This is a genomic window from Psychrobacter sp. PAMC 21119, from assembly GCF_000247495.1.
Lineage (GTDB): Bacteria > Pseudomonadota > Gammaproteobacteria > Pseudomonadales > Moraxellaceae > Psychrobacter > Psychrobacter glaciei.
The window spans coordinates 14,545-27,320 of the sequence record NZ_AHVZ01000016.1; the positions used below are offsets into that span (position 1 = coordinate 14,545).

Annotated in this window: 11 protein-coding genes; 5 read left to right on the forward strand and 6 right to left on the reverse strand. The window is 43.1% G+C overall.

The window, feature by feature from the left end; genetic code table 11:
* The first annotated feature begins 178 nt into the window (after positions 1 to 178).
* Positions 179 to 730, forward strand: coding sequence for a hypothetical protein (locus RH96_RS06275; RefSeq protein ID WP_010198672.1), 552 nt, complete (start codon positions 179 to 181; stop codon positions 728 to 730).
* A gap of 180 nt (positions 731 to 910) precedes the next feature.
* Here the strand turns inward: RH96_RS06275 and RH96_RS06280 are convergent, their stop codons facing one another.
* The 5 genes from RH96_RS06280 to carA form a co-directional block, all read right to left on the reverse strand.
* Complete coding sequence (locus RH96_RS06280; RefSeq protein ID WP_010198673.1) at positions 911 to 1,825, reverse strand: hypothetical protein; 915 nt, start codon at positions 1,823 to 1,825, stop codon at positions 911 to 913.
* Positions 1,826 to 2,336: 511 nt separating this feature from the next.
* Complete coding sequence (greA, locus tag RH96_RS06285; protein ID WP_010198674.1) at positions 2,337 to 2,813, reverse strand: transcription elongation factor GreA; 477 nt, start codon at positions 2,811 to 2,813, stop codon at positions 2,337 to 2,339.
* A gap of 352 nt (positions 2,814 to 3,165) precedes the next feature.
* Positions 3,166 to 6,444 carry a carbamoyl-phosphate synthase large subunit gene (gene carB / locus RH96_RS06290; RefSeq protein ID WP_010198677.1) on the reverse strand — a complete coding sequence of 1,093 codons (3,279 nt, stop codon included), beginning with the start codon at positions 6,442 to 6,444 and terminating at the stop codon, positions 3,166 to 3,168.
* A 127-nt stretch (positions 6,445 to 6,571) separates the two neighbouring features.
* Positions 6,572 to 7,252 (reverse strand): hypothetical protein, encoded by a 681-nt coding sequence (locus RH96_RS06295; protein WP_010198679.1) that lies wholly within the window; start codon positions 7,250 to 7,252, stop codon positions 6,572 to 6,574.
* Positions 7,249 to 8,481 (reverse strand): glutamine-hydrolyzing carbamoyl-phosphate synthase small subunit, encoded by a 1,233-nt coding sequence (gene carA / locus RH96_RS06300; protein WP_010198682.1) that lies wholly within the window; start codon positions 8,479 to 8,481, stop codon positions 7,249 to 7,251. Before carA ends, RH96_RS06295 begins: the two co-directional genes overlap by 4 nt.
* 472 nt (positions 8,482 to 8,953) lie before the next feature.
* Here carA and RH96_RS06305 point away from each other — a divergent pair, with 472 nt between their 5' ends.
* The 4 genes from RH96_RS06305 (at position 8,954) to RH96_RS06320 (ending at position 12,031) form a co-directional block, all read left to right on the forward strand.
* Entirely contained in the window at positions 8,954 to 9,490 is a 537-nt protein-coding gene (locus tag RH96_RS06305; RefSeq protein WP_010198685.1) for a gamma carbonic anhydrase family protein, read from the forward strand.
* 289 nt (positions 9,491 to 9,779) lie between these two features.
* Positions 9,780 to 10,490: an HAD family hydrolase gene (locus RH96_RS06310; RefSeq protein ID WP_010198688.1), complete on the forward strand. Its 711-nt coding sequence runs from the start codon at positions 9,780 to 9,782 to the stop codon at positions 10,488 to 10,490.
* 116 nt (positions 10,491 to 10,606) lie between these two features.
* Positions 10,607 to 11,702, forward strand: a protein-coding gene (gene prfB / locus RH96_RS06315) for a peptide chain release factor 2 (protein ID WP_141629700.1) whose coding sequence is annotated in 2 segments (ribosomal slippage) — positions 10,607 to 10,678 and positions 10,680 to 11,702 — 1,095 coding nt in all. Because the reading frame shifts where the segments join, the coding sequence is not laid out codon by codon here.
* A gap of 44 nt (positions 11,703 to 11,746) precedes the next feature.
* Complete coding sequence (locus tag RH96_RS06320) at positions 11,747 to 12,031, forward strand: pyrimidine/purine nucleoside phosphorylase (protein WP_010198694.1); 285 nt, start codon at positions 11,747 to 11,749, stop codon at positions 12,029 to 12,031.
* 149 nt (positions 12,032 to 12,180) lie between these two features.
* Here RH96_RS06320 and RH96_RS06325 read toward each other — a convergent pair whose 3' ends face one another.
* The gene (locus RH96_RS06325; RefSeq protein ID WP_010198697.1) at positions 12,181 to 12,633 is read right to left on the reverse strand and encodes a GNAT family N-acetyltransferase; all 453 of its coding nucleotides are present in this window, start codon (positions 12,631 to 12,633) and stop codon (positions 12,181 to 12,183) included.
* Positions 12,634 to 12,776 lie beyond the last annotated feature (143 nt).

Below are 12,776 nucleotides of genomic sequence, written 5' to 3' on the forward strand. Positions count from 1 at the left end.
GAATTTGGCAAACAATGCGACAGATAGTGTCGTACTGTGAATATATAAGATGGTAAACATTGGCTTCGCATTTATTCAGAAGCTAAGCTTTGTAGCTTCATCCATAAGCCACTTTTTCAGTAGCCATTCTAACCTTGAGTCTATAAACTCGTAAAAATAATATTTTAAAGAAAATCCTATGCTTAAAAAATTTAAAGAAAAATCAGCATCTCAAAAGTTTGATACGTTTCTAAATGTCTCGTTTGTATCTTTCTTCATTGTACTCAATTTTTTGGAATGGCAAGGTAGAGGTTTTCCGCAAGAGTCGGAGCTGCAATATACTGAGGGTCTCGTCACTGATACGGGATTTAGTATAGCCTTACAATCTATCGAAAATCCCAAGAAAGTAACGCTTTATGGCTGTAGCTATAATGTATTTGGGTTTATTAACTCTGGGTCATGTATGGGTCCTACATACCTTGAACCTAGGCTTGGTAAGTACGCAAGAGTTGGTTGGTACCATCAGCCCAATTTTTTAGGCGCATCGAATAAGTTACCGCAATTAGTAAGTTTAGACATTGAGGGAGCAGAGGAGGATCTCCAGATAACTTATAAAGACACCAAAAGTTTGATTTTCGATCAAAACATGATAGGAGTGCTTACTACTTCAATCTTCGGTTTTGGTTTTATTTTGTTTATGACAAAACTTAATAATCTAATCAATCGCCCTATTCTATATAAAGAAAAATGATATTTTCTAAAAGCTCAGCTATTTCTGCCACTGCATCAAGCAGTTACATCTTAAGCTTAAAATAGTGTTTTACCATATCCATGAGCAAGCCGCTGGCACAAAAAAAGGTCTTGTAGACTAGATGACTAGTCCACAAGACCTTTTATAAAATTTAGAATTTATTAAGTTCTATTACTGTATTTACTGAACCTTCGCACGTATAACGACAGTTTGGGCTGCATTAGAACCAAGGTTGACTAAGTTCCATTTAAGTCCAGAGTAGTTTTCTTTGATAACGACAGTATTGCCCACTTGTTGAATGGTTTGATAGCTGTCGCCACCCGTTGTCGCAAGCGTTGGTAGTGGGCTGTTTAATGACACCAGCTGCACGCCATTTGGTAATGATACCATCGCATTGATGTCATTGACTGGCTGCGCGGTGGTGTTGGTGTAAGTAGTGTGGTATTCGATGACGTCACCGGGGGCGATATGATTGGCAGGCACAGCCATTTCACGACCGTCTTTATTCTTTAATATCTTCATGACTTTGGTTTGTGCATTAACGACATCTGGTGTACTAAACGTTGGTGTCAGCTGTAAAGTATCTAAAGTAGTCGTTGTTATTCGATTGCTTACCGGTTGATTGGTGATGACTGTCGTCGCTGGTGCATTAAGAACAGGCAATTGAGTAGCAGTTGCGACAGGTAATACTTGGGTCACGGTACTGATGGGCGTAGTGATAACGTCGACATTGGAGACGGTATTGGTCGCTCGATTGGTCACAGGTACGCTAGTGACGGTTGTGCTGCCCTGAGTAACAATTGTATTGCTTATACCATTACTAACACCTTGGCGAACCACATAGCGTGGTACAGTCGTTACTTGAGTCACCGCATAAGGCATGCCATCCTGCATCGTGATACCGTTCGGTGTCGCAGTGATAGTGGCTGTTTTGCCATCAGAGTATTGCTCGACCACAGTGGTGCTACCGCTAGCAGATGCGTTAATAGTCAATTCAGGTGCGGCATGCGCTGAAGATGCAGCAAGTACTATGCCTGCTAATAGTGCCGATACAGTAGGGGTTATTGCTGTTGGTGTACAAAATTTCATGGTCATAATAGACTCCTCAAAAATAACAGTAAGTATAGTCACTTCACTATAAAAGTATTACTGCGTTAACCTCGCTCGAAGCATTAAATATACCTCTACACTCGGTTGCCTTGTACTACTTTTAAATTGAATCAACTACAAGACAACAATAAATCACATCTAAATAAAAAACCCCCGTTAAATGACACCATAAAGTATGCCAAATAACGAGGGTATCAGTACTGACGATAGTCAATATTAACTATCAATCCATCATTATTTTTAGAAAAAGTGCAGCAAAAATGCACCACACTGCAAACTTAAACAATTATGCGCTAAAACGAATAGACTAGAAAAGTGGCATTGTGTAACCGGCATTGTATGAGTCGTATCGTTTTTGGCGAGTCGATGGATCTATTCAGTTGGTGATTATTTTAATAATTATTTCAGTGGTTATCTCAGTCGTTATAAAAAGGGCTGCTGTCTAAAAGTGACGGTTAATAAAAGTAGCGATAGACTTTTATTATCACGACTGCTATTAGTCGTAGATAACTTTCATCAATTCGTACTCGACCACACCTTTAGGCGTTTCGATACGCACTTCATCGCCTTCAAACTTACCGATCAGACCACGAGCAATCGGTGAGTTGACCGAAATCTTGCCCGCTTTAAAGTCGGCTTCATCATCACCAACGATTTTGTATTGTTTTTCTTCTTCGGTGTCCATGTTTTCAATCACCACGGTCACACCGAACACCACACGACCTTCTTTCGTTAAAGTCGCTGGGTCGATGACTTGAGCACCGCCAAGCTTGGCTTCGATATCACGAATGCGGGCTTCACAGAATCCTTGCTGCTCGCGAGCGGCGTGATATTCAGCATTTTCTTTGAGATCGCCGTGTTCGCGTGCTTCAGCAATCGATGCTGTGATGCGTGGACGGTCGATGCTTTTTAACTGTTTCAATTCGGCTTCTAAAGCCGCGTGTCCTTGCGGAGTCATGGGATAACGTTGCATGTTTTTTCCTTAAACCAATAACACCACACCACCTCCTACTCCTAGTGAATAGTGAGATGGTGTTGGGATCATTGCAATGGGTATAAAATATAAAAGGGTGATGTTGAGCGTGTTTGACAAATACATTATCTGTCAATTATAAGTCATTAATTTCAATACCATACGCACTTAAGCTTACGTAATAAAAAGCATAGTCGCAGTTTAGCCACTATGCTTTTGGGTCTATCATGTTGCTTTTTGGTTCTACCATGTCAAAGGTATCGTCTTTAAGCACTGTTGTCATGTTAAAACGATTAATCAGTCTCGAATAAGCGATTGAGTAAGCCTAACGGTTATGCTTAATCTACTGAAATTATTCAGCCACGTCAATAGTCTTTGCTTGCTCATGCAAATCTTGCAGTTTGTAAACTTCAAATGGCAAGTCAATCGTATAAGATTTACAAACCGCATCTGCCGCACCCAAGGTGGTGACATAGAATACTTTGCCTTGTAGCGCGCTACGGCGAATAGAGAACGAATCCTCTTGTGCCTGCTTACCTTCAGTCGTGTTGATGATAAGGTCGATCTTGCCATTTTTCAAGGCGTCAACGATATGCGGGCGGCCTTCAGTGACTTTGTTAATTTGCTTGCACTCAATACCAGCATCGCTCAATATCTTTTGCGTACCCGTGGTTGAGACGATGTTAAAACCAAAGCCTGCGAGCTGACGAGCGATAGGGGCGATTTGCGCTTTGTCGCTATCACGCACCGAGATAAAGACGGTTTTGGTTTCGCCTTCAGTCGGCAAGCCTGGCAAACGCTCATTACTACCGATGACCGCTTTGTAGAATGCTTCCCCAAAGGTTTTGCCCACACCCATGACTTCACCGGTTGATTTCATCTCAGGGCTCAAGATTGGATCAACACCAGGGAATTTAGCAAACGGGAATACCGCTTCTTTGACCGCAAAGAATGCCGGAACAATCTCAGTGGTAAATCCTTGGTCTTTTAATGAGGTGCCAGCCATACAGCGAGCAGCAATCTGTGCTAACGACGTACCGATACATTTAGAGACAAACGGTACGGTACGGGCAGCACGTGGGTTTACTTCTAAGATATAAACCGTTTCACCTTTTACCGCAAACTGTACGTTCATCAGACCGATGACGCCAAGCTCTTTTGCCATGGCAACTGTTTGCGCGCGCATGACATCGCATAACTCTTTAGATAACGAGTAAGGCGGCAATGAACAGGCTGAGTCACCAGAGTGAACACCCGCTTGTTCGATATGCTGCATGATACCGCCAATCACGACGTCGGTACCATCGCTCACACAGTCAACATCGACCTCGATGGCATCATCCAAGAAGCGATCGAGCAATACTGGCGCTTCGTTAGAGGCTTGTACCGCGGTACGCAAATAATGTCTGAGCTCATCTTCGTTGTAGACGATTTCCATCGCGCGACCACCAAGTACATATGATGGGCGTACAACTAATGGATAGCCAACGTCTTTTGCCTTGACCAAACCATCTTCTAAGCTAGTCGCTAAGGCATTGGTTGGTTGAATAAGATTCAGTTGCTGAATCATGTGCTGGAAGCGTTCGCGGTCTTCTGCACGGTCAATCGCATCAGGACTCGTACCAATGATTTTGACGCCAGCAGCTTCAAGAGCACGAGCAAGTTTCAAAGGTGTTTGACCACCAAACTGTACGATAACACCATCAGGATTTTCGATACGGACGATTTCAAGCACGTCTTCTAAAGTGATTGGCTCAAAGTAGAGACGGTCAGAGGTGTCATAATCGGTTGAAACCGTTTCAGGGTTACAGTTAACCATGATGGTCTCGTAGCCGTCTTCGCGCATGGCAAGGGCTGCGTGCACACAGCAATAGTCAAACTCGATACCTTGACCGATACGGTTTGGACCACCACCGATGACCATGATTTTTTTGTTATTGGTTGGATTGGCTTCACATTCGCTGTCATACGTTGAGTACATATAAGCGGTGCTGGTGGCAAACTCTGCCGCGCAGGTATCGACGCGCTTATAGACTGGATAGACGTTTAAATCCCAACGCTTTTTGCGTAGCTGCTTTTGTGAGATACCCAGCAATTTGGCCAGACGCAAATCTGACAAACCTTTACGTTTAAAGCTACGTAGATTTTTCTCATTTAAGCCGCCAAAACCTAACGCTTTAACTTGCGCTTCGGTTTTCACGATGTCTTCGATTTGTACCAAGAACCATGGGTCGATTTTGGTTAAGTTAAAGACCTCATCGACGCTCATACCGATACGGAAAGCATCCGCAATATAATAAATGCGTTCAGGCGTTGGAATGGTTAAGCGATTATGAATCTCGCTACGAGCTTTGTCAGTACTAAGGCTACCGTCTTTGATAGCGGCAAAGTCAATTTGCTCATCAAAACCATCATTGCCAGTTTCCATACCGCGTAATGCTTTTTGCATCGACTCTTGAAAGTTACGACCAATCGCCATGACTTCACCAACCGACTTCATCTGCGTTGATAACACGCTATCGGCTTGTGGAAATTTCTCGAAGTTAAAACGTGGGATTTTGGTAACGACATAATCAAGCGCAGGCTCAAAGCTCGCTGGCGTTTTGCCACCAGTAATGTCGTTTTGCAATTCATCTAACGTATAACCAACGGCCAATTTAGCCGCGATTTTGGCAATCGGGAAACCAGTGGCTTTTGATGCCAATGCTGATGAACGTGATACGCGTGGGTTCATCTCGATGACGACCATGCGACCCGTATCAGGGTTGATACCGAACTGGACGTTTGAGCCGCCTGTTTCCACACCAATCTCACGCAGTACGGCTAATGATGCATTACGCATGATTTGGTATTCTTTGTCTGTCAATGTTTGTGCTGGTGCAACCGTGATAGAGTCGCCTGTATGCACACCCATTGGGTCAAAGTTCTCAATCGCACAGATGATGATGCAGTTGTCATTTTTGTCACGAACCACTTCCATCTCGTACTCTTTCCAACCGATTAGTGACTCATCGATAAGTAGCTGATGGTTTGGTGATAAGTCAAAGCCGCGCTCGCAAATCTCGATGAACTCATCGCGGTTATACGCGATACCACCACCTGAGCCGCCCATAGTGAATGACGGACGAATGATACAGGGATAGCCCATTTTTTCTTGGGTCGCAAACGCTTCTTCCATGGTTTCGGCAGTTTCAGCGCGTGGACACTCAAGACCAATACGCTTCATGGCTTTATCAAATAAGTTGCGATCTTCTGCCATCTCGATTGAGTCTTTGGTCGCGCCAATCAACTCGCAGTTGTACTTGGTCAATACGCCATGCTTATCAAGCTCCAATGCACAGTTTAAGGCAGTCTGTCCGCCCATGGTTGGCAAAATAGCATCAGGACGTTCTTTGGCGATGATTTGCTCAACCGTTTGCCACGTGATCGGCTCGATATAGGTGGCATCCGCCATGGTAGGGTCAGTCATGATGGTCGCAGGGTTTGAGTTGACCAAGATGACGCGGTAACCTTCTTCTTTTAGTGCTTTACACGCCTGCGCGCCTGAGTAGTCAAACTCACATGCTTGGCCGATGACGATAGGGCCTGCGCCAATGATAAGAATGCTTTTTATGTCGGTACGTTTTGGCATAATATTTTTAAGTCCTATTTTGGCGGTTTAGATTTACAAAGTATTTAGTAATAAGCCTAGTTTTTACGGTGCTGTGTTTTTTAACCCAAAATCATAATATCTTCAAAGATGCTTTCTCTAAAAATATTCAGCGTGCAAGCTTGCACTTATTTTCAGAGTCTCCTACAAAAACTCCTAAAAGAAAAAATTTCATAGAGGCGGAATCAAAAATAGAACCATCTTCTTTGACTGGCTGACCTACTGAAACTAATAAGTCTTTATAGCGTTCATCTACAATCATTTCTTTGAACACTGAAGCCTCTTTCTTTGGGAGAAGACTCAGTGCAGGAGAAGCCGATAAATCCTTCTCATCAAACTCAATAGCATTTGGAGAACTATAGAAAGTATCAGCGATAGAGATGAGTAAATCTAGTTTGCCTAAATATAAATCAATATGTTCAGGGTTCTTAGCTACTAACTCTTCAATCATACTACTAGAGAGATCATAGAAAGCTTCTCTATCGATATTATTGAAAACGCACTGTTTTTCTTCTTTTAGGCTAATATCATCAGATAATAGAGCATTAACAAACTTAGGATCGCTTATTGCTCTAATAGAAAAATCAGCAAGCCTAATTTTTTCTGCTAATAACTCTTTTTTGTTTTCAAAGCTCAGTTCTTGCTTGTTTGTTACTTTAGCATTAGACACCGCTAATTTCTGCTGATCTTGTAAGTTGATATGGTCAACAGTTGGTTTGGTGGTAGTGCATGCCGCCAAACCAATTGCTAATACTCCAATCAACAAACTACTTTTGACAGACTTGCTCACGATTTCGCCTTTTCCATCATCTCAGCAAACTTATCAAACAATGGCGCGCAGTCATGCGGACCAGGGCTGGCTTCTGGGTGACCTTGGAAACTAAACACTGGCTTGTTGGTCAGCTCAATACCTTGGTTGGTACCATCAAATAATGAACGATGGGTAGATTTAACGTTGTCTGGTAGCGTGTCTTCATCAACCGCGAAACCATGGTTTTGACTGGTAATCATAACCGTGCCAGTTGCCAAGTCTTGTACTGGATGGTTAGCGCCATGATGACCTGTTTTCATCTTGATGGTGTTTGCACCGCTGGCAAGTCCAACCAGCTGATGACCTAAGCAGATACCAAAGGTTGGCACGTCAGTTTGTTCAATAATGTGGCGCACCGCATCGATGGCATAATCACAAGCAGCAGGGTCACCAGGACCGTTTGATAAGAAGATACCGTCTGGATTCATCGCTAGCACGTCTGCGATAGGCGTTTGTGCTGGTACAACGGTCACATGGCAGCCGCGATCAACCAGCATACGTAGGATGTTGGTTTTGGTGCCAAAGTCATAAGCGACCACATTGAATTTGTGCTCAACGTGCGTGTTTAATTGCTTAAAGAAACCACCTGTACCACTATCATGGCTGCCAACAGCATCACGGTTAAGTAGGGTGTCTGATAAATCCCATGAACCCGCTGTCCATTCGAAGTTCTCTTTAGTGCAGCATTCTTTTGCCAAGTCCATGCCTTCGATACCAGCAAACGCTTGAGCCAGTTTAATGGCTTGCTGCTCGTCATCTGTGCTGACAGTCTCGCCGTTAGAGGCGGTCATGATACAACCGTTTTGAGCGCCTTTATCACGTAGCAGACGAGTCAATTGACGCGTATCAATTTCAGCGATAGCGACGGTATTATGACTCTGTAAATAGTCGCTTAATGACTCTGAGTTACGAAAATTTGAAGTAACCATCGTGGCATCACGGATAATAAGTCCATCTGCCCATACTTTGTGACCATTGCCAGACTCTGTGTCCTCGCTATTAGTACCAGTATTGCCAATGTGCGGATAGGTGAGGGTGACCAGCTGACGCGCATAACTTGGGTCAGTTAGGATTTCTTGATACCCTGTCATGGCTGTATTAAACACCACCTCACCGACACGATGACCGAGACTGCCGATACTGATACCACGAAAAATCGTACCGTCTGCTAATGCCAAAATTGCTTGTATTTCTGCCGATGAATTCAAGGGTTGCCTCCGCTATTATTGGTGAGTGCCATCATGTTTTGCTGGTCGAAATATTGCTCCGTATCCCTTTATTTACGGTATCTGACTATTGCCACATAAAGATAATAAAAGGGCGATACACAAAATTTTTCCACAAAAAAGCGAGAAGACATTATTGATGAAAACTACAAAACCCACTAGATAGTGAATAGGTAACTTGCATCATGTCCGCTCGCTTAGGCACAGATTTTGCGTATTATATACAAAATAGGGTGCTATGGCTAGCCGATTCCTTGGATTAATAGTCATTACATAGACAATAACAATAAATCAGAAAATAGCCTAAGTAGTCATGAGTTATTTATTCTTTTATCAAATTCGAAATCAAGCGTCCATTAATAGCGCTGGATTTTAGCAGTGGGCTTTGCCACAATGGACAGCGCAGCGATAAACCCAATTTTTATAACTATAATGAAGATGACAAGGAATCGTTATGATTTATCAATATTTAGACAAAACCCCTAAGTTTGCAGTGCCATTCAACGGTTGGGTGGCAGACTCAGCACAAGTGATCGGTGATGTATATTTAGGGCATAAAGCCAGTGTGTGGTTTGGTGCGGTGATACGCGGCGACGTTGGTCACATTCATATTGGTGATTATAGCAATGTGCAAGAAAACAGCGTTATTCATACTGATTTAGGTATCGCAGCCAACATTGGCGATTATGTCACTGTTGGTCACCTAGCCATGCTACATGGTTGCGAGATCGGTGATAACAGTTTGATTGGCATTGGTGCTGTGATACTTAATAATGCCAAAATCGGCAAAAACTGTCTCATTGGAGCCAAAGCCTTGATTACTGAAGGTCAGATTATTCCAGACAATTCACTGGTGATGGGCGCGCCTGCAAAAGTCGTCAAGACGCTGACCGATGAACAAGCCGCCATGCTAAAAATGTCAGCATACCACTATGCTCAACTCTGTGAGACTTATAAGGAAGGTCTGACTGAAATAGCGATGCCAGATTAACGGGATAGGATGGTTCTGGTTCGATTTGAGCCGTGATTTAATTGACGCTCTTATTAGGGCGTGTCCTAAATTCAATTGATCGTATCTAAACGGGCTAAAAATGGCTAAATTTTGCCAAGCATCGTTAAATAGCTGGTTAATATCCCGATATTATCGGTGTTGCTTTCCTTGTTTGACGGCAATTTATCTCATTTTTATCATTATTTTTGAAATGAGGACATGTCCTAAACTATTTATATTTTTTATTCAGTTCTTGGTATTTTTTAGCAAACAACGATAAGGTCTCACCATGCAGGTAAATCCAGCACAAAACCAACCAAAGCCACAAAAACAACTGGCACTATTTGATTTAGATCACACACTACTCGATGTCGACAGCGACTATCTATGGGGTGAGTATATCGTCAATAATGGGCTGGTAGATGAGGCGCAATATCGCACGGCTAATCAAGCATTTTATGAGCAGTATATCGAAGGTACGCTAGATGCCACAGAATACAATGAATTTGTCGCGCAGTTTTTGACCACATTGCCATTGGCACGGTTGCATGAGCTGCGTGAAGACTATATCAAACGCGAAATCGAGCCGCATATTCGCCCAAAAGCGATGGAAGTACTGTGTCAGCATGTTGAGCAAGGGCACGATGTGGTGATTATCTCTGCGACCAATGATTTTGTGGTCTCTGCCATTGCCAAACGTTTCGGTATTGAAGGCGCCAATGTGTTATCAACACCGCTCGAGATAAAAGACAATCGCTATACAGGTAAGTTAGCGGACAAGCCCAATTTTAAAGAAGGTAAGATATATCATCTAGACAAATGGGTGAATAAGCAGCAGTTAGCTGGGGTTACCTTTGATAAAACCTATGCCTACTCAGACTCCAAAAACGACATTCCGTTGCTCGAATGGGCAGATGTGGCGATTTGTGTGTCACCTGATGATGCCCTACATGCACACGCGTTAGCGCATCGCTGGGCAGTGGAAGACTGGTCAATTTAGGCAACCTAAAGCGCGTTAACGTAGAGGCAGTCATAATTAGCCAAGCGTTTAGCATCAATCTCATTTAAAATAGCGGCAGATTCGTTAGACACTTATTTAAAAAAACAGGAATATTTATGGAAATCAATCCGTATCAAGAACAAATTAAAGATTTATCAGAGCGTGGGCAGGATTTGCGGAGGTATCTTTGACTTCGATGGTAAGCAAGAACGCTTAGAAGAGGTCAATTTAGAATTAGAAAACCCCGATATTTGGAACGATCCAGAGCGTGCGACCAAAATTAATAAAGAAAAAAGTCATCTTGATGGAGTCATCGATGTCGTCGTTTCGCTTGAGACCACATTAGAAGATGCGTCTGCTATGCTGGAGCTGGCGGTAGAAGCAGAAGATGAGTCGTTGCTTGCTGACGTGCAAAGCGAGCTGGATAATGCTGAAAAACGCGTTGCTGATTTAGAGTTCCGCCGGATGTTCAGTGGTGAGATGGATCCGAATAACTGCTACCTAGATATCCAGTCAGGCAGTGGCGGTACCGAAGCACAAGATTGGGCAGAGATGCTGCTGCGTATGTATACACGCTGGGCGGAAGCGCATGGCTTCAAGGTTGACGTTATAGAAGTATCATCAGGTAGCGTGGCTGGTATTAAGTCGGCAACGATTGAGATTAAAGGTGACTATGCGTTTGGTTGGTTGCGTACCGAAATTGGCGTCCACCGTTTGGTACGTAAGTCACCATTTGATAGTAATAATGGTCGTCATACCTCGTTTGCTGCGGTGTTTGTCTCGCCTGAAATCGATGATAATATCGAGATTGATATCAATCCAGCGGATTTGCGTATCGATACTTATCGTTCATCGGGCGCAGGTGGTCAGCACGTGAACACGACTGACTCTGCGGTGCGTATTACGCATGAGCCAAGTGGCGTGGTAGTGACTTGTCAGAACGAGCGTAGTCAACATGGTAACAAAGCCACCGCGATGAAAATGCTACGTGCTAAGCTCTATGAGCTAGAGATGCAAAAGCGTATGGAGTCCCAGCAAGCGGTCGAAGATGGCAAATCCGACGTCGGTTGGGGCAGTCAAATCCGCTCTTACGTGCTCGATGACTCGCGTATTAAAGATTTGCGTACTGGCGTCGAAACCTTTAACACCGGTGCGGTATTAGACGGCGACCTTGATCAGTTTATTGAAGCGAGTCTAAAAGCAGGATTGTAAGCAGCCGTTTTAAAATAGTAACTAATATTTAATTAAGGAAAATTATGCCAAGCGTTAATAATTATTTTGATGATAAAGTAACTTCTATTGCTTTTCAGACAGCGACTAAGCCTGCGACTGTCGGCGTCATGTCTATTGGTGAATATGAATTTGGCACCAGCGAATTTGAGACCATGAGTGTGGTCAGCGGTGCACTAACCGTCAAGCTACCAGAGAGTGACGAGTGGCAAACCTTTAATGCTGGCGAGCAATTTACCGTTGAAGCCAATCAGAAGTTCCAAGTAAAAGTAGACGTCGAAACCGCTTATTTATGTGTGTATGGTAAATAATAGTCTCTAAGTTTTAGTCTTATCGGAACAATCAACGCCAAGTATTTTATGCTTGGCGTTTTTTTATAAGTATTTTTTGAAAGAGATTTAGCCGTTTTTAGCCCATTTAGGTGACTATCGAGTGAGTTGAAGACACGGCCTAATCAATATTATAAGTTTTTACGGTATTGCACCATATCCGTTTGGGTGGCGATTGCATCATAGAGTTTACGTGCTGCAATGTTGCCTTCTTGAGTGGTCCAATAGACACGGTTGCAGTTTTTCTGGCGTGCAAAGTCATAGACCTGTTCAATCAATGCGCGTCCTACGCCTTGCCCGCGAACAGATTCATTAACGTACAAGTCCTCCAAGTAGCAACATTCGGTACTATTCCAAGTATTGGGATGCAGCACCACATGGGTAATACCTACCAGCGTATCATCCTGCCATGCCCCAAATCCATAAATAGGTACATTACTATCTAGCAAATTGCGCCATGTTGTATCAGTTGTGCTCATTGGCAAATGGGTTTCATAAAATGTTAGATAGCATTGCCACAACACTAACCAAGGGTCGTAATCTGCATTAGATAATGGCGTGATTTTTATAGAAGGATTTTCCATAGGTTTTTACTTAGTTTTATTGATGGACATATGTTTAATTATAACTTAGAAAATCATAATTGATAAGCTTTTTATGGTGCATTTTTTACACAGCATTACACTTTATCTGTGCCAAACAAACAGCAAAAATAAAAGCAATTAAT

What these genes read in the sequence shown, in the direction of transcription:
- RH96_RS06275 (WP_010198672.1), top strand. Translation starts at nt 179, where the DNA reads ATGCTTAAAAAATTTAAAGAAAAATCAGCATCTCAAAAGTTTGATACG.
- RH96_RS06280 (WP_010198673.1), bottom strand. Translation starts at nt 1,825, where the DNA reads ATGACCATGAAATTTTGTACACCAACAGCAATAACCCCTACTGTATCG.
- greA (WP_010198674.1), bottom strand. Translation starts at nt 2,813, where the DNA reads ATGCAACGTTATCCCATGACTCCGCAAGGACACGCGGCTTTAGAAGCC.
- carB (WP_010198677.1), bottom strand. Translation starts at nt 6,444, where the DNA reads ATGCCAAAACGTACCGACATAAAAAGCATTCTTATCATTGGCGCAGGC.
- RH96_RS06305 (WP_010198685.1), top strand. Translation starts at nt 8,954, where the DNA reads ATGATTTATCAATATTTAGACAAAACCCCTAAGTTTGCAGTGCCATTC.
- RH96_RS06310 (WP_010198688.1), top strand. Translation starts at nt 9,780, where the DNA reads ATGCAGGTAAATCCAGCACAAAACCAACCAAAGCCACAAAAACAACTG.
- RH96_RS06320 (WP_010198694.1), top strand. Translation starts at nt 11,747, where the DNA reads ATGCCAAGCGTTAATAATTATTTTGATGATAAAGTAACTTCTATTGCT.
- RH96_RS06325 (WP_010198697.1), bottom strand. Translation starts at nt 12,633, where the DNA reads ATGGAAAATCCTTCTATAAAAATCACGCCATTATCTAATGCAGATTAC.